Annotated in this window: 16 protein-coding genes; all 16 read left to right on the forward strand. The window is 39.5% G+C overall.

Annotation, left to right across the window (positions count from 1 at the left end):
• Positions 1-180: 180 nt before the first annotated feature.
• The 16 genes from VRK28_RS09105 to VRK28_RS09180 all read left to right on the forward strand — a co-directional run bounded on the left by VRK28_RS09105 (position 181) and on the right by VRK28_RS09180 (position 17201).
• The gene (locus tag VRK28_RS09105; RefSeq protein WP_175082561.1) at positions 181-1545 is read left to right on the forward strand and encodes a PhoH family protein; all 1365 of its coding nucleotides are present in this window, start codon (positions 181-183) and stop codon (positions 1543-1545) included.
• The gene (locus tag VRK28_RS09110; protein WP_130166806.1) at positions 1545-2927 is read left to right on the forward strand and encodes a PhoH family protein; all 1383 of its coding nucleotides are present in this window, start codon (positions 1545-1547) and stop codon (positions 2925-2927) included. Before VRK28_RS09105 ends, VRK28_RS09110 begins: the two co-directional genes overlap by 1 nt.
• Before the next feature lie 194 nt (positions 2928-3121).
• A complete protein-coding gene (locus VRK28_RS09115; RefSeq protein ID WP_016708261.1) occupies positions 3122-3484 on the forward strand; it encodes a hypothetical protein in 363 nt (120 codons plus the stop codon).
• A gap of 208 nt (positions 3485-3692) precedes the next feature.
• Positions 3693-4730, forward strand: a complete 1038-nt coding sequence (locus VRK28_RS09120; RefSeq protein ID WP_016708260.1) for a hypothetical protein — start codon at positions 3693-3695, stop codon at positions 4728-4730.
• A complete protein-coding gene (locus VRK28_RS09125) occupies positions 4727-5044 on the forward strand; it encodes a hypothetical protein (RefSeq protein ID WP_045979610.1) in 318 nt (105 codons plus the stop codon). Before VRK28_RS09120 ends, VRK28_RS09125 begins: the two co-directional genes overlap by 4 nt.
• A 13-nt stretch (positions 5045-5057) precedes the next feature.
• Entirely contained in the window at positions 5058-5405 is a 348-nt protein-coding gene (locus VRK28_RS09130; protein WP_045979609.1) for a hypothetical protein, read from the forward strand.
• Positions 5406-5561: 156 nt separating this feature from the next.
• A complete protein-coding gene (locus VRK28_RS09135) occupies positions 5562-5921 on the forward strand; it encodes a hypothetical protein (protein ID WP_062566154.1) in 360 nt (119 codons plus the stop codon).
• Between the two features lie 107 nt (positions 5922-6028).
• A complete protein-coding gene (locus tag VRK28_RS09140; RefSeq protein WP_016708256.1) occupies positions 6029-6526 on the forward strand; it encodes a DUF411 domain-containing protein in 498 nt (165 codons plus the stop codon).
• Positions 6526-7953, forward strand: coding sequence for a TolC family protein (locus VRK28_RS09145; protein WP_062566153.1), 1428 nt, complete (start codon positions 6526-6528; stop codon positions 7951-7953). The genes VRK28_RS09140 and VRK28_RS09145 overlap by 1 nt, the downstream gene beginning before the upstream one ends.
• Positions 7953-9725, forward strand: coding sequence for an efflux RND transporter periplasmic adaptor subunit (locus tag VRK28_RS09150; protein ID WP_332393805.1), 1773 nt, complete (start codon positions 7953-7955; stop codon positions 9723-9725). Before VRK28_RS09145 ends, VRK28_RS09150 begins: the two co-directional genes overlap by 1 nt.
• Positions 9726-9739: 14 nt before the next feature.
• Positions 9740-12904, forward strand: a complete 3165-nt coding sequence (locus tag VRK28_RS09155; RefSeq protein WP_055022009.1) for an efflux RND transporter permease subunit — start codon at positions 9740-9742, stop codon at positions 12902-12904.
• Positions 12905-12983: 79 nt separating this feature from the next.
• Entirely contained in the window at positions 12984-13604 is a 621-nt protein-coding gene (locus tag VRK28_RS09160) for a PepSY domain-containing protein (RefSeq protein ID WP_235419340.1), read from the forward strand.
• On the forward strand, positions 13604-15436 hold the full coding sequence (locus VRK28_RS09165; protein WP_332393850.1) for a 2Fe-2S iron-sulfur cluster-binding protein: 1833 nt from the start codon (positions 13604-13606) through the stop codon (positions 15434-15436). The genes VRK28_RS09160 and VRK28_RS09165 overlap by 1 nt, the downstream gene beginning before the upstream one ends.
• 24 nt (positions 15437-15460) lie before the next feature.
• Entirely contained in the window at positions 15461-15808 is a 348-nt protein-coding gene (locus VRK28_RS09170; RefSeq protein WP_004589258.1) for a copper resistance CopC family protein, read from the forward strand.
• A 19-nt stretch (positions 15809-15827) separates the two neighbouring features.
• Positions 15828-16715 carry a copper resistance D family protein gene (locus VRK28_RS09175; protein ID WP_024596191.1) on the forward strand — a complete coding sequence of 296 codons (888 nt, stop codon included), beginning with the start codon at positions 15828-15830 and terminating at the stop codon, positions 16713-16715.
• Between the two features lie 15 nt (positions 16716-16730).
• The gene (locus VRK28_RS09180) at positions 16731-17201 is read left to right on the forward strand and encodes a YybH family protein (RefSeq protein ID WP_024596192.1); all 471 of its coding nucleotides are present in this window, start codon (positions 16731-16733) and stop codon (positions 17199-17201) included.
• Positions 17202-17216 lie beyond the last annotated feature (15 nt).

The raw sequence follows: 17216 nt of genomic DNA on the forward strand, positions 1-17216 counted from the left end.
GGTAAAAATTGTATGTATTTTAACCAGTTAAATAATTGTATATTTGTTTGTCATAAAAAGGACTTTTGTCGTAAATAGACTAAACTGAGTATATACCTGACGAATAAACCATAGCTTCATCCGCCGCTTGTTTAGTTTATTGGGTATAGCATAAAAATCATAAAACGTAAGGAAAGTGCTATGGAAAAAGCTTCGAACCTTGATAGTAAAATGTATGTGCTCGATACCAATGTGTTACTCCACGAACCCCTCGCTTATTTATCTTTCCAAGAACATGATGTTGTTATCCCCATGACAGTATTAGAAGAGCTCGACCACATTAAAGATAGGAAACATGACGTTAGCCGTGACGCCCGTGTTGCTATTCGTGGTTTAGATGAAGTGTTAAAGGACGCTTCGCCAGAGCAAATGTTGCAGGGTGTCGCGCTTCCTAGTAACAAAAAGGCTAAATCAGAATCTCGTGGCCGCTTAATTATCGTTAATGACCATTTATTTGCAGACAGTATTTCGGGGTTACCGGGCAACGAAAACGACCACCGCATCATCAATTGTGCTGTTCATTTACAGAAGCAACACAGCGATAGCAAAGTGGTGCTTGTCACTAAAGACATCAATATGCGCCTAAAAGCGAAAGGGGCAGGGCTTAAATTTGTTGAAGACTACAGAACTGACCAATTAATTGACGACATTGCTTTGCTAACTAGCGGCTATAAAAAAATTGAAGGTGATTTTTGGCAACAGGTTGGAGAATGCGAAACGGAGCAGCAAGGCCGAGATACCTACCATCATGTTGCAAAAAGCACGATTAGCGATGTGTTTTGTAATGAATATATTTTAGATGAAAGCGACCACTTTGCGGCTCGAGTAACAAGCTACGATGATAAACAAATTACTTTAAAGGATATCAGTGTTGAGCGCTTGATGAGCCATACCGCTTGGGGCGTTAAGCCAAAAAATGTTTATCAAGGGATGGCACTTGATGCGCTACTTGACCCAAGTATTGAATTGGTGATTTTAACTGGTCCCGCTGGCTGTGGTAAAACCTTACTTGCTCTTGCCAGTGCCCTTGAAATGATTATTGAAAAAGGCATTTACGATAAAGTGATTGTTACTCGTAATACCCCAGAAATTGCTGAATCAATTGGCTTTTTACCTGGCACTGAGGAAGAGAAAATGGCGCCGTGGTTAGCTGCCATTACCGATACCTTAGAAGTGCTGCATAAAGGGGATGAGAATCCGATTTCGAGCCGTAATTACATTATGGAAAAAGCTAACGTACAGTTTAAATCAGTAAACTTTATGCGTGGCCGCAGTATTCAAAACGCGGTTGTTATTTTACAACCCCGAATTGGGGGTATTTTAAAGTTTTTACCCCCTTGTTTTTATTGGCCTGTAGAAAAAGTAAAAAGAATTTCCAAAAAAATTGATTACCTTAGCTACTCTGAGCAGTCTCTCAACAATAAACCTTTACTCAAAATTTGTAATTTACAAGAAAAGTACAACACAAAGCCTAGCAACGATTCAATCTTTTGGGAGGCTGCGTAATGAAAAGCTCTATTGATAATCGAAATCCTCGTGTACTAGACACATCTGCATTAGTACATGATCCAAAATCTATTTTTAGCTACAAAGATGATATTTACATCTGTCTAACTGTCCTTGAAGAGCTTGATAACCTGAAAGAAAGAACTAATAAATCGGTAAGTGCCGATGCCCGTATGTGCATTAGAATGCTTGAAGACATTATAAATGGACATACAGCCGAGGAAATGGAAATAGGTATTCCTTTACCATCTACCGAAACAGCCCAGAGAGGAAAGCTTTTCATTGGAATTGACACTCAATTGGATCTGGCTAAGGAGTTAAAGCACGGGATAGGAAGTGATGCTGATAACAGAATAATTAATTATGCTTTATATCTTCAAAAAGAACTCAATAAAGACGTAACAATTGTTAGCCGTGATATTAATATGCGATTGAAAGCTCGAACAGTTGGGGTTAGGGCTGAGGACGTTGCCGTAGATAATCAAATATCAGATATTGATCTTTTATACACAGGAGTACAGGCTTTTGAAGGCGATCTTTTTGATCGAATTGAATCAGATAAAGATTTCAAAGTCTCAGGAGAGGTTTATACATTCCCAATAAGCTTGTTCAACGATGAAGTTCAGCCAAACATGTATTGGTACGATGAAGCCGGACACATTGGTCGGATTTCAGAAGTAACAGATACTGAGGTATACACAAAATTATTGCCGCGTAAGCAAGAAAAGATATGGGGCATATTGCCTAAAAACCAGCGTCAGGCGGTAGCTTTAAGCCAATTAACAGACCCTTACTATGATTTAAATATCATCCTTGGTCCTGCTGGCTCCGGAAAAACTTTTTTGGCAGTTGCTTCGGCGCTGCATCAAGTATTGGAGTTGAAAAAGTACAAAAAAATCGTTGTGGTGCGCTCCAGAGACTTTATGGACGACGATCCGGGATTCTTACCGGGGGATTTAACTGAAAAATCAATGCCTCTTCTGGCAGGTATTACTGACGCATTAATTTCGATGCACTCGGATGATAATCATGAAGGAAATATTCACGCTACAGTTGAACATGTGATCGAAAGAGCTAATATAGAATTTACCAGTATGGCTTATTTTCGTGGCCGTTCAATAGACGATGCTGTTTTAATAATTGATGAAGCACAAAATATGACCCGTGCTCAAATTAAAGGAATGCTTAGTCGCGGTGGCAAAAATTGTCGGACAATCGTATTGGGCAACCTAGCCCAGATTGACGATAAGTTTGTAACACCTGCTTCTTCTGGTGCAAGTGCGGCTGTTAATGTGTTTCGTCATTATGAAAAAGGATCAGTGCTGATTTTTGATGAAGTAGAGCGTAGTAGCTTGGCTGAATTCACTGAAAAGAATATGTAGGCATCAAACTACCATTCACATTTCCTTATAATATTGCGACAATGGCCACTGCTTTTTGCAGTGGCTTTTCAGAGAAGCCCGTTCCCACGAAAACAGGACGAAATGGATTTACTCTGAACTAAAAGATTAAATATTCACATAAAAACTGAGTGACATAGGTGCGTGGCCTAGCGTTGCCGTTTTTTGGTGTATTGATGTCTTTTAAAAAAGAAGACCTGCTAGTAAATATAAAAAGGCAGGCAAAACGATTATCTAAATTATTAACTATTCCCCTTGGACAAGCCCAAGAAGGGGCAGCTATTTGTCTATATGGCTGTGACAGTTACAGCGATTTACTAGTAAAAATAAAAGCTGAATCCTTTGACAACCCATTGATAGCACTGTCTGCACTCTCACCAAACTCGGAAATATTTTTAGTAAAAATATTAGCTAGCCACCTAGATAGCATTATTGGAAATTTTGAAAAAAAATTTCCCGGCTCCAATATAAATGAAGAGATGGTCGTATCCTTGTTTGGGCTTAGCTTTTCAGAGTTCAAACTCAAAATATCTACCTAAAGTTGTACAAATACGTAAGTTGTCATTTTGTTTTTTGGCGATATTATAATAAGAAGGCTGAACGGACAGCCTACGCCTACACATGTTTTTCGCCTTGAAAAACGTGAACAGTGAAGCGGAGCATCCGTAAAAATTTGGTTATTTGAACAATAAATAAAGCAATGTGTTGGTAGGCCATTGTTTATTAGAAAGTTGTTTGGAGAACTAAATGATCTCACTTTATCAATTAAAGAATAAACTCAATAAACAAGCAAAAGAGTTTGCTGAGTTATTAGAGTTTCCTGATCTTTACGCCCAAGGCCTGTGGGCTAGAGGTGTTTATAACTGCCCTCATTTTTCTGATACCCATAATAGCCTCACTGAAGCATTTGAACAGAAAAAACTGGATTCAATTCTAAAGCACGATTCCCTGAAATACTTAATGATCAATGAATACGATGATCAAGAAATTATTGAATCGCTTCATAAAGAAATTGAGTCAATGGCAAACCGTATTGAAAGCCTGATGCTGGTAGATATCGAAACATTAGAGTTAGTTTCAGTGATATACCAAGTATTAGGGTTGCCAGAAGATGCCAAGTTTATTGTAAACACTGGTGCTGACTTTAGGCTGGAGTGGCGACCATATTTCGATGCTTTTGATGATCCGTTGATAGTTCAATATGCAGATTTAAAAGTTCATGGTTGTTATTTCAGGCTCATAGCTTCAAAGTTTCCGGTTGAAAAGCTTTCCTTGAATGACATTAAAAAATACATGTACATCAATCATGTAAACCATGATAGTGAGTTCGAAGGCTGTATTTCTGAAGGAAATACATTTTCTAAGCATGAGCACTGGCTGGTGTTGACACTTGAATTATTCCGTAGCGGCAAAGTAAATAAGGCTCAGTTCAATCCAACAACCTTCAAAATCGAAGGTATGCGCTATTTGGTATATGGCTTCCCACTGATTCCTTCCTTTGTATCTGATTGGCACAAACCTGATTTATGTCTACAGGTTAAAAATCTAGATGGTGATCAAAAGTTCATTGTTCGTATCGATCAGCAAGCTCTTGTTTTCCATGCACGACGTGTCGATACCAATTTTTTTAACACCATCGATTATGAAAAATATATTTCGTTGTATCAGTCTAGCGTTCTGTCACATTTTGATGCTGACAACAATTTACTAAAAGTTAATGGAGTTAAGTACCTTAGTTTTTTCCGCCCGTTTTGCCTAGAAGATAAGAAGGAAGCAAAAGCATGAGACCAAGAGTAAAACTAACTAACGCAACACTTATCTCAATTAAATCTGACTTAGAAGATAAGGTTGAACAGGTGCTTTACGCTACTTTTGCTGAGGATAGTAAGAACGGTAAAAAAGGTGAGGCTTTGTTTTCCACGAAAGTCATGGAAGTAAACGGTCTTGAATATAGAACTTTTGGTGCTGACTTTTATATCTTAGATGCAGAACCCCAAAAGTTTGATGTAGATGTATTTGAGTTCAATTTAATGCATGAGTGTATGTACTCTCCAAATGAGCTATTAGAGTTGCGAGAAATGCTCCCTGCTGGCTATTAGTAGGGAGTAACAAATGGACAAAACATATTTAAAGGATGCTTACATACTCTCGGTCTATGACTATAAAGACTTTGAAAAATCATTTCTTGGGGAGTTTTTGTCAGGGGTTGTTATTGACGATGAAACATTCAGATTTCGGCCATTTGAGCAAATGGTAACTTCAAAGATTGTTAGCAAATCTGCTGATGAGGATAAGTTAGAAATATACACACATAGTGAGAGTTGTTATGTGATTGATGCTGACCATAAGTTAATTGATATTTCGTTTGTTGAACTGGTTGTTATGAGGGCGGGAGCTTATTCGGTAGATCGAGTTTTAGAAATGAGAGAGCAACTTAAGTCTCAAAATAAAAGCCATTGAATAACGAAGATAAGAAGTCTGATGAGATTATTATTTGTCACTTACCTCTTTGAAAAAGTTGACGTTAGTCAAATATTCATAAATGTTTACATGACATCAATTTACTTATTCGAAAATTTGTATTAGCATAGACATGTATATTTTTATGAGAATTTTATGTCTAAAGCATTTTCAAAAGTCTTAGTGATAACGCTTATGCTGTTTGCCTTTGTAGGGCAAGCATTTGCGTATTCTGCTATGCCTTGCGAAATGCCATCAGGTTCTCATGAATCACACATGAACATGAACATGAACATGGATCATGGTGATATGAATAAAAGCAGTAATGGTCAATCAGAAGATTGTTGTGACGTTGAATGTATTTGTCCTGCAAATGCTTGCTCATCTACGACAGTCCTAAATTCCAGTGTTGACTCGACAGATATTCAAATATTGAGTGAATCTGTAGCTGCTATGCAATCTAAACAACCTCATTCAATTTCCACTTCCCTTTATCGTCCACCAATTTTTGCCTAATACAGGATTAGTGCGTCCAAATTTCGCACACATGTAATTAATTTTTCTGTTAGTCAATATAGCGTCGTAGCGCTATAGCTATTTTCCAGCGACGTCTGGGGGCAAAAATGATCAATAAGTATTTAAAAATAGCAGTTGTAATGCTGCTTTCACCTGCGTTTGCAAACGCTAATGAACATAAGCATGCACACAATAACGACGTAACACCTTTGGAGTTAATCGTTTATAAAACCCCAACTTGTGGGTGTTGTAAAAAATGGATAACTCATATTGAAGACAAAGGGATCGTTGCGCATTCCAAAGATTTCCGAAACATCGGCAACATCAAAACTAAGTATGGTATCAAACCTAATTACCGTTCATGCCACACGGCAGTGAGTAGAAATGGGTTTGCCTTTGAAGGTCATGTACCGGCTAAGTTTATTCAGCAGTTCTTGTCAGAAGAGCACCCCAATGCGATTGGATTATCTGTCCCAGCAATGCCTGTTGGCTCTCCGGGTATGGAAGTCGGCGACCGCTTTATGTCATATAACGTATTAATTTTATTTAAAGATGGAACGAGTAAAGTATATGCAGAAGTTAAGGCTTATGAGGAGCAATTCTAATGAGATTAAATGTTTCAAGCCTTACTCTACTTTCAACTTCGCTAATTCTCGGCTTGTCTGTATTCTCAGCTCAAGCTGAGAAAGTAGTGTCACTTGAACAAGCTATCACCTTGGCTCAGCAAAATGATCCTTGGCTTCATGGGAGTCGGTTAAAACAAAGCGCGGTTGAAAATAGAAGTATCGCTTCAGGTACTTTGCCTGACCCCAAAGTATCACTAGGGATAATGAATTTACCAACAGATACTTGGGACTTAGATCAGGAAGGAATGACTCAACTAAAGGTTGGTGTTTCTCAAATGTTTCCTAGAGGTGATAGTTTAAAGATTAAACAAGAGCAATTAAAAATTGAGTCAACGAAATTTCCACTGCTACGAGAGGATCGTAAGGCTAAACTGATAAGCCAAGTATCACAGTTATGGTTAGATGCTTACTTAGCCCAACAAACCATTAAATTGATTGAAGCGGATTGGGCGCTCTTTGAGCAGATGGCGGAAGTTACTAAAGCTAGCTACTCAAATGTTGTTGGTAAAACCAGACAACAAGATGTTATTCGTGCTCAATTGGAAATCGTGCAGTTAGATGACCGATTAACTTCGCAAAAGCAGAAACTAGAAACAACAATCGCTCGCCTTAATGAGTGGCTTCATATCTACGATGCTGCTGGCTTGAATGAATCATTCAACTTTGATACGCAACCATTAGAGTTTAGGGTTTCTAAAAAGTTGCCTACAATTCATTTGAACAATTCAACAGTCCTAAAAGCATCTAATTACTCAAGAAATCTATTGGCTCAGGAGCTTTCGAATCACCCAGCCATACTTGCAATTGATATAAAACGCAAAGCTTCAGAAAAAGCAGTTGAGTTAGCTAAACAGCAATATGAACCGCAATGGGGTGTTAATGCTAGTTATGCCTATCGGGACAATATGCCCTCTGGTGATAGCCGAGCTGATTTATTTTCTGTTGGAGTAACGTTTGATTTACCCTTGTTCACCGAGAACAGACAAGATAAGCAAGTTGCAGCTTCTATTGCAGATTCAGAGACTATTAAAACCGAGAAACTATTACTGACAAAGCAAATGATCAGTATGGTGGAAAAGGAGCTTAGACAGCTTAAGCGTTTATCTGATAGGCAATCTATCTATCAAGAACAACTCCTTAAACAAACTCATGACCAAGCAGAAGCGTCATTGACAGCTTACACAAATGATGATGGCGATTTTGCCGAAGTTGTTCGAGCAAGAATCGCAGAATTAAATGCCAGAATATCAGCCTTAAGAATTGATGTTGACGCACTTAAAACAGTTGCTCGTATCAACTATTTCTTTGCACGTTCTCAATCTAACTCAAATGCTGAACATAAGTCGATGCAAACTTCACACAAAACTAATCAGCACTTATCCAATCAGCAATTTGGAGAAAAATAATGTCAACGAATACTAAAACACCAAATTTGAAACTAGTAGCCGCCATCATCATTGGTGCTGCGCTAGGCGCAGGAGTATTGAGCTTATATCAAGGTGCAGGGTCAAACAGTAATACAGATGAAACAACATCAGCAGAGAAAAAGCCTCTGTATTGGGTTGCACCGATGGATTCTAATTACCGCCGGGACAAGCCCGGTAAGTCGCCTATGGGGATGGATTTAATTCCTGTGTATGAGGAAGAATCATCTGGTGATGATTTTGGTCCCGGAGCCGTAAAAATCGCGCCTCATGTAGTGAATAATCTTGGGGTTCGCACTGCACCTGTTGAGCTGAAAAATATGCATACTGAAATATCAACGGTTGGTTACGTTCAATATGATGAAGATAAGCTAATTCATATCCACCCACGTGTTGATGGTTGGATTGAAAAACTCTATGTCAAAGCGGCAGGTAACCCTGTAGAGAAAGGGCAGCCTCTTTATACACTGTATTCTCCTCAGTTAGTTAACGCGCAAGAAGAACTTTTAATAGCTTTAAAGCGCGACAATAGTTCCTTAATTTCGGCGGCGAAAGATCGCCTTAAAGCGTTACAGCTTTCAGCAGATTTCATTCAAAAGCTAGAAAAGACTAGAAAAGTTCAGCAAACCATCACCTTTTATTCACCACAAGCAGGTGTTGTTGACGGTTTGAAGATTAGAGAAGGCTTTTATGTCAAGCCGGGAAACACCTTATTAAGCATTGGTCAACTAGATCAAGTTTGGGTTGAAGCAGAAGTGTTTGAACGTGACGCAGCCTTAATTAAAGAAGGACTGCCTGTATCAATGACACTGGATTATTTACCCGGAGAGGACTGGGCTGGTGTCGTTGATTATGTTTATCCAACATTGAATAGTAAAACACGCACACTCAGAGTGAGACTGAAGTTTGACAACCCAGACTATCAATTAAAACCAAACATGTTTGCACAAGTCTCTATTCACGCTAATCAAGCTGATAGCACGATACTCGTACCTAAAGAAGCCGTCATTCGCACAGGTAAACAAGACAGAGTTGTACTTGCCTTGGGGGATGGGCAATTTAAGTCTATCGAAGTGACAATTGGCCGGGTTGATATCGATAGTATCGAAATCTTAGAGGGTCTTAATGAAGATGATGTTGTGGTGACATCTGCTCAATTCTTGATTGATTCTGAATCAAGTAAAAACTCTGATTTTAAACGAATGACTCATGACGAAGTGCCTAGCTCTGTTTGGATGGAAGGCGAAATCAACAGCGTCATGGCGGGACATCGTATGGTTAATATTACTCATGGTCCTGCTGAGGCTTGGGATTGGCCTGAAATGACAATGGACTTCGATGTAGGTGAAAAGGTAGATATTGATTCACTGAAGTCTGGTCAATCTTTGCACTTTGAAGTGAGCAAAACCGAAGAGGGTGGATATGAAGTTACTGGAATTCATATCATGAGTGAGCCTGCTGATATGAGTGAAGAAGTATCATCAGCAACAGTATCAGGTTTAATTAATGCGATTGATATTGATACACGGATTCTAAATATTAGCCGAGGCCCAATAGAGAAGTGGGATAGACCTGCTGCGACGATGGATTTTATCGTCGCGGACAATATAGAAATAGTTGATTTCAATGTTGGTGATAATGTCACTTTCACTTTTGAGGTTAGGGATGACTTAGTTATCACTGAAATCTCTCTTGAATCAGATGAACAACACGGCAAGGAAAATAAAGCTGCTGTTGATCATTCTAATCATTAAGTGGGAGAAAAATAATGATTGAATCAATTATTAGATGGTCTATCGGCAATCGTTTCTTTGTTTTGTTGATTACCTTAATTATCGCGTTTGGTGGTTTGTATTCATTACAAAAAACGCCAGTAGATGCACTCCCAGATCTTTCTGATGTGCAGGTGATAATTAAGACGAGTTATCCGGGACAGGCACCACAAGTTGTGCAGGATCAAGTGACATTTCCACTTACTACAGCGATGCTATCAGTGCCGGGGGCGCAAACTGTTCGTGGTTACTCATTCTTTGGTGATTCCTACGTCTACATTATTTTTGATGATGATACTGATTTGTATTGGGCTAGAAGCCGAGTACTTGAATACTTAAGCCAAGTAGCATCAAGCCTGCCTGATTCGGCAAAACCTCAATTAGGACCTGATGCAACAGGTGTGGGTTGGGTATACATTTACGCTTTAACAGATAAGTCTGGAAACCATGATCTAAGCCAATTAAGAAGCATTCAAGACTGGTTCTTAAAGTATGAACTACAAACTGTTCCGGGCGTGTCCGAAGTTGCCGCCGTTGGTGGTATGGTTAAGCAGTATCAAGTGCAAGTAGATCCTGACAAATTGAGAGCTTACGATATTCCTCTAAGTTTAATACAAATAGCCTTACAAAAAGGGAACAAAGAAACTGGCGCATCCGTTGTGGAAATGGCTGAAGCTGAATATATGGTTACCGCAACGGGGTATATTCAATCAGTTAGTGATATAGAGAAAATTCCACTTGGTATTAACGAACAAGGCACGCCGTTGCGTATTGGTGATGTTGCCAACGTTAACCTTGGTCCTCAAATGCGCCGTGGTATCGCAGAACTTAATGGCGAAGGCGAAGTTGTTGGTGGTGTTGTCGTTATGCGCTTTGGTGAAAACGCTCAACAAACCATAAATGGGGTAAAAGAAAAGCTTGAGTCGCTCAAATCTTCTTTACCAGAGGGGGTGGAGGTTGTCCCTGTCTATGACAGATCGAAGTTAATAGATCGTGCTGTTGATAACCTTTGGAGCAAGTTGCTAGAGGAGCTTGCGGTCGTGGCTATTGTCTGTGTTGCTTTCCTATTTCATCTTCGCTCATCAATTGTGGCAGTTGTTACTCTACCATTAGGTATATTGGTGTCATTCATCATCATGTATATGCAAGGCATCAATGCCAATATTATGTCTTTAGGCGGTATCGCTATTGCTATTGGTGCGATGACTGATGGTGCAATAGTGATGATTGAAAATATGCATAAACATATGGAGAAAACACCACTAACAGATGAAAACCGTTGGCAAATTGTAGCTAAGGCTGCGAGTGAGGTAGGCCCTGCATTATTTTTTAGCTTGCTGATCATAACTGTCTCATTCTTACCTGTGTTTATCTTAGAAGCGCAAGAAGGAAGAATGTTTTCACCGCTCGCCTATACAAAAACCTATGCAATGGCTGCATCAGCAGGCTTGGCAATAACATTGGTGCCTGTTTTGATGGGCTACTTTATTCGAGGCAAAGTCGTCTCTGAAAAGAAAAACCCATTAAATCGATTATTGATTGCTATCTACATGCCTGTTTTAAAGCAAGTCATGAAGTTTCCAAAATTGACAATAGTCGCAGCAGTATTAGTGACTATCGTTGGTTTTTGGCCTGTCGATAAAATTGGTAGTGAATTCATTCCGCCATTGGATGAAGGCGACCTTATGTATATGCCTACTACATATCCCGGCATTTCAATCGGTAAAGCAAGAGAGTTATTGCAGCAAACGGACAAGCTTATTCGCACTGTGCCAGAAGTTGAAAATGTATTCGGTAAAGTAGGACGAGCTGAAACCGCAACTGACCCTGCGCCTCTAACCATGATTGAAACCTTTATTCAATTGAAGCCACGGGAGGAGTGGCGAGAAGGCGTGACAACTGAGTCGTTAAAAGCTGAGTTTGATAAGTTGGTTAAATTTCCGGGCTTAACCAATGCTTGGGTCATGCCAATCAAGACCCGCATTGACATGTTAGCTACAGGTATAAAAACGCCTGTCGGTATTAAAGTCGCCGGACCAGAACTTGATGTAATTCAGGATATCGGCCAACAAATAGAACAACTCTTGCCAGAAGTGACAGGCACAGCGTCAGTTTACTCTGAACGAGTTGCAGGTGGACGATATATCAAGGTTGATATTTCACGAGATAAATCAAGTCGCTTTGGGTTAAATATCGAAGATGTCCAACAAGTAGTTTCTACTGCGATTGGCGGTATGAATGTGACACAAACGATAGAAGGTCAAGAGCGTTACCCTGTTAATCTGCGCTATCCGCAAGATTATCGAGATTCTCCTGAGCAGCTAGCACGATTACCTGTTGTAACACCAAGTGGTCAACGCATTGCACTAGGTGATGTTGCTGATATTCGAGTAGAGAATGGCCCACCGGGTATTAAAAGTGAGAATGCCAGAATCAATGGTTGGACTTTCATTGATATTGATAGCGTTGATGTAGGTACTTATGTTGAAAATGCTAAAGAACACTTAGCAAATAACCTGACATTACCAGCAGGCTATTCAATTACTTGGGCTGGACAATACGAATATATGGAAAGAGCGAAAGAAAAGCTCACCTATGTATTGCCTTTAACACTCGCCATTATTGTTATTCTGCTTTACCTGAATTTCAGAGCGTTTAGTGAAGTGGCTATCATTATCGTTACCTTGCCGATGGCAATGATCGGTGGGTTATGGTTGATGTATCTAGAAGGGTTTAATTTCTCAGTAGCTGTTGGTGTGGGCTTTATCGCTCTAGCTGGTGTTGCGGTTGAGATTGGCGTGATAATGCTGGTTTATCTTAATCAAGCACTTGCTGAGCTTAAGGAAAAAGCGGTGGAGCGAGCAGAACTCATCTCAGATGATGCATATCAAGATGCATTATTGCACGGTGCTGGCTTACGAGTTCGTCCAGTAATGATGACGGTAGCTACAATCATTATAGGTTTAATGCCTATTTTATATGGTACTGGTACAGGTTCTGAGGTCATGAGCCGCATTGCTGCTCCTATGGTAGGCGGAATGACAAGTGCTGTGCTGCTCACGCTTATTGTACTCCCTGCAATTTACTCAATCATTAAAAAGCCTGAAGTAAATGCCTTTAACAAAGAGCTTTCTAACGTGGAGCCTGAGAATAATGCTTAGCACGGCTAGAAAATATCACAAATGGCTAATGGCATTTGTCGGAATACAATTCCTCTTCTGGTCTATTACAGGCGTGTATATGGTGACTATGGATATTCACTATATACACGGCGAAACCTTGGCTAAGAGTGAGGAAGCCAAAATAGATTTAGCAAGTATGGATTACTCCATTGTAAAGCTAGCTGCGGATTATCCTAAAGCTAGCCAAGTTACACTTACTCAAAGTATGGGCCGTCCTTTGTATTCTTTTATTAATGGAGAAAATGGAAAAGTAGCAATAGATGCTAAAACTGGAGCTGTTCAGGCCCTTGTAGATGAAACCAAGGCTAAAGAAATCGCACAATACCATTATGCGCTGAATCATCAAATCGACAGCATAAGGTTGATTAAGTCAGCGACAAACTTGCCTGCTGAGTTGTCCCCAAGGCATTTACCTGTTTGGAGAGTGACGTTTGAGCAATTCTCCACACCGACATTTTATATAAGTCAACAAACAGGATCACTTGTTGCCAAGCGTCATGATTACTGGCGATTGTTTGATTGGATGTGGCGGTTCCACATTATGGATTACTATGATGGAGAAAACGTATCAAACTGGTTTTTGTTCTTGGTCGCAACTCTAGGTCTAATGGGAGCAATTACTGGCGCAGTATTGACTTATTACCGAGTGCTTTCCCCAAATAAAAAGAGAGTCATTTGATGCGACTATTTAAGTTAAATACAACGATACACAAGTGGCTTTCTTTATTTGTTGGTTTACAACTGCTTATTTGGTTGGGAACGGGCCTTTACTTCAATTTGATGGATCACAGTAAAGCCAGTGGTAATGAACTTAGAGTTCATTCTCATCATGAAGGTAGCATTACAGGCTTTGACCTATTCCCTATTAAAGACATTACTAGTAATGCTCCGCAGGAAGTAAACCTTATATGGGTTTTACATCAGCCTTACTATCATTTTGTGTTCGATAAGGGGCAGCATAGCTATCAAGAGCGCCACTCAAAGCTATTTGATGCTGTAACAGGAAAGCCATTTAATTTGTCTGAAGAACAAGTACTAACTTTGGCAAAAAACTCCTACTCAGGACAGGGTAAGTTAACTACTCCAGTGTTATCTCAACCTCCGTTTTCTGATCACGTAAGGCAGCAAAATCCTATGTGGCAAGTTGCCGTTGAGGATGAGAACAATACAACTATTTATTTAGATAGTATTACAGGTCAAGTACTTCGCCATGCCAATGATGATTTCAGATTGAAAGATCTGATGATGAAGCTTCACTTTATGGACTATGGCAATTCTGGAGGATTTAACCATTGGTTGATCATTGCATTTGCTTTTGCAACGCTATTCCTTTCAATTACTGGTGTTACTTGGCTGATACAACAGTATAGAAGTGGTTTACTGAAGCTAGGTTGGGGCACTAACAGGCAAAAAGTGGCAGTGACGTTTTCCAATGAAAATACTATTACTGACATCTCAGCAGTTGGTCGCTCAACTGTATTAGAAGGGCTAGCTAGTTCACATGTATACCTTCCTTCAGGTTGCGGTGGTGGCGGTACTTGTGGCAAATGCGTGTTCTTAAGTTCAACTAAATTACCTATCACACTATCTGAACAGGAACATTTATCTCAGGAGCAACTTAAGGAAGGTTATCGGCTTGGATGTCAGCATAGGTTCTCTGAAATTAGTTCGATTGAAGTTAATACTGATCGCAATATTGAAAATCATGAGCTAGTTGTGGTTGCGACTAATTTCATTACTCCTTTTATCAAGGAAGTGAAATTTAAGCTGAAATCAGGCAAACAGTTGGCATTTAAAGCTGGTGCATATATGCAATTTGATGTGCCAGCAGGGATGAATAGCTTACGTCCAGATGATATGCCAGAGTGCTATGAAAAATACTGGGATAGCTACTATCATGGAAAATTTTCTCATAACGGTGTAACTCGCCACTACTCATTAGTTAACTTTGACGAGGAGTCTGATGAGTTAATGTTTAATATCCGTTGGCAGACCGCAAAGAATGGTTTTAAAGCAGGAATAGGTTCAAGTTATTTAGGTTCACTCCAAGTAGGTGAAACGATAACTGCAAGAGGCCCTTTTTCTGATTTTTATGCCACTTCAAATAAAAAAGTTAGTCGCGTGTTTATAGGTGCGGGTTCAGGACTTGCACCACTGAGGTCTATTATTTTTGAACAGTTGAAAAAGCATAAAGATAAAAGTGGTTTGACTCTTATCTATGGTGCGCGAACTGAAGATGACTTGCTATACCATAATGAATTGAAGTCACTGAGTGAGAAGCATAAAAACTTCTCTTATATTCCTACTCTTTCTAATCCTTCAGAAGAATGGCAAGGGCACTCAGGCTATGTTCAAAAAGTACTTCTGCCGTATATGAACCAAAAATCAGAACTGCTTTTGGCTGAGTTTTACTTGTGCGGTCCAGAAGCAATGATGAGTGAAGTGGAAAAAATAATTACAGATGCTGGGATTCCAAGTAATCAAATTTTCAAAGATAAATTTAGTCGTTAATCCATTAAATAAATAGAGGTATATATGAAAACATTAATTAAATTTTTAACCGTAATCAGTGTCGTTTTTAGTAGTGCGGTATTTGCGCATGTGCATCTTGAAAAAAGTGTGCCTGCTGATAATGCAATGCTAATGAATCCTCCAGAAGAGTTAACTTTGGTGTTCACCAAAGAGGTACGGGTTGTAAAAGTTTCATTGGCCAATAAACAAGGCGAAGAATTTAAATTTGGATTCGAGCCTTCTAAAGTCGCTACTAGCAAATTTACATGGAAACTACCTAAATTAGCTCCTGCAAACTATGCTGTGGATGTAACCTTCTTAGGTAACGATGGTCATAAAATGAAACATAGCTTCGGCTTTATGGTTCACTAAAATAGGCGGTGTGATTGATATGGAAATGTATATCTGGAATACAGTCATTGTACTGTCAAAAATTGTATTTTACGTCGGCTTTGCCTGTATTGCTGGTTATACATTTTTCAGGCAAATATTTGAGAATAATGAATCTCATACTAATGCTGTAATAGCGAATTTAACGTGGACAAGAACTTATATAGTTATGGCTTTGATCGCTAATATTACTTGGTTCTTTGCCAGTACTGGTGCAATGGCAGAAGAGGGAATTCAGGGGGCGATAGACGCTGATATATTGGCTATTATGTGGGACTCCTCTGTCGGCACTGGAGCTTTGCTTCGAGCGCTTGGGCTAGTTACCGCAATAATCGCTTTAGCTTTAAGGTTCAAACTCGCTGTGAACTCGTACTTAAAACAAAGCGCTTTAATGTTGAGTTTATTAATCCTTGCATACTCATTCACGTTACTGGGTCATATTTCTGAGTTAGGCACAATTGAAAAAGGCTTGCTTATTTTGCATGTGCTCGTTATGGCATGGTGGTTTGGGGCGTTATTGCCACTAAAACAGGCTTGCCATCAGCTAAGTTATGCAGAACTTCATTTGCTGATGGAAAGCTTTGGCAAACAAGCAAGTTTTACATTGAGCCTATTGTTGGTAGCAGGCCTCTGGCTCGTGATTCAATTGGTCGGAAGTCTTGATGCACTAATAAGCTCAAGTTACGGACAAACACTGTTGTTTAAATTGGCCCTTGTAGTGTCTATTTTGGCACTTGCTGCTAAACATAAACTAATACTCGTTCCACAACTTAAAAATAGTCAAGGCAGAGAGGCTTTATCTAAATCTATCTCGATAGAAATGGTAGTAGCTTTTGCCATTTTATCTGTAACGGCTGGGCTTACTAGTGTTGTTGGCCCTGCAAATTAAAACCTAAAAGAGAAAATGAAAATGAAAACAATAAATATCCTACTCGTTTTATTAATGACGTTTAGTTTCGCAGCAAACGCTCATGGTGATAAGAATAAAGACAAAGGATTGTTTAAAGGTGTAGATACACCAGCCGCAAAAGTTGTTTTGGCATTTCATCAAGCACTTGAAACTGGCAATCAAAAACAGGCTAGAGCGCAGTTAGCGGATGATGTCACCATTTTCGAGGGAGGCCGCGTTGAAAGGAGCGCTGATGAATATGCTCATCATCATATGTTGTCGGATATGAAGTATTTAGCAGCGATGAAGAGCGACACACTTGAACATCAAGTGACGATACTTGGAAATACAGCTATCTCTGCCTCGCGTAGTCAAACTAAAGGTACTTACAATGGTGAAGAACGTGATTATCAAGGGATGGAAACAATGGTTCTCGAAAAGCAAAACGGTGAATGGAAAATTAAGCACATTCATTGGTCACACTAATTTATTGGTCAAACC

It is taken from the genome of Pseudoalteromonas sp. P80D2, assembly GCF_036680945.1.
In the GTDB taxonomy this organism is placed as follows: Bacteria; Pseudomonadota; Gammaproteobacteria; order Enterobacterales; family Alteromonadaceae; genus Pseudoalteromonas; species Pseudoalteromonas shioyasakiensis.

Coding starts and splice junctions, on each gene's coding strand:
- VRK28_RS09105 (WP_175082561.1), top strand. CDS start 181: ATGGAAAAAGCTTCGAACCTTGATAGTAAAATGTATGTGCTCGATACC.
- VRK28_RS09160 (WP_235419340.1), top strand. CDS start 12,984: ATGGTGACTATGGATATTCACTATATACACGGCGAAACCTTGGCTAAG.
- VRK28_RS09170 (WP_004589258.1), top strand. CDS start 15,461: ATGAAAACATTAATTAAATTTTTAACCGTAATCAGTGTCGTTTTTAGT.
- VRK28_RS09150 (WP_332393805.1), top strand. CDS start 7,953: ATGTCAACGAATACTAAAACACCAAATTTGAAACTAGTAGCCGCCATC.
- VRK28_RS09180 (WP_024596192.1), top strand. CDS start 16,731: ATGAAAATGAAAACAATAAATATCCTACTCGTTTTATTAATGACGTTT.
- VRK28_RS09110 (WP_130166806.1), top strand. CDS start 1,545: ATGAAAAGCTCTATTGATAATCGAAATCCTCGTGTACTAGACACATCT.
- VRK28_RS09120 (WP_016708260.1), top strand. CDS start 3,693: ATGATCTCACTTTATCAATTAAAGAATAAACTCAATAAACAAGCAAAA.
- VRK28_RS09145 (WP_062566153.1), top strand. CDS start 6,526: ATGAGATTAAATGTTTCAAGCCTTACTCTACTTTCAACTTCGCTAATT.
- VRK28_RS09115 (WP_016708261.1), top strand. CDS start 3,122: ATGTCTTTTAAAAAAGAAGACCTGCTAGTAAATATAAAAAGGCAGGCA.
- VRK28_RS09175 (WP_024596191.1), top strand. CDS start 15,828: ATGGAAATGTATATCTGGAATACAGTCATTGTACTGTCAAAAATTGTA.
- VRK28_RS09140 (WP_016708256.1), top strand. CDS start 6,029: ATGATCAATAAGTATTTAAAAATAGCAGTTGTAATGCTGCTTTCACCT.
- VRK28_RS09165 (WP_332393850.1), top strand. CDS start 13,604: ATGCGACTATTTAAGTTAAATACAACGATACACAAGTGGCTTTCTTTA.
- VRK28_RS09155 (WP_055022009.1), top strand. CDS start 9,740: ATGATTGAATCAATTATTAGATGGTCTATCGGCAATCGTTTCTTTGTT.
- VRK28_RS09125 (WP_045979610.1), top strand. CDS start 4,727: ATGAGACCAAGAGTAAAACTAACTAACGCAACACTTATCTCAATTAAA.
- VRK28_RS09135 (WP_062566154.1), top strand. CDS start 5,562: ATGTCTAAAGCATTTTCAAAAGTCTTAGTGATAACGCTTATGCTGTTT.
- VRK28_RS09130 (WP_045979609.1), top strand. CDS start 5,058: ATGGACAAAACATATTTAAAGGATGCTTACATACTCTCGGTCTATGAC.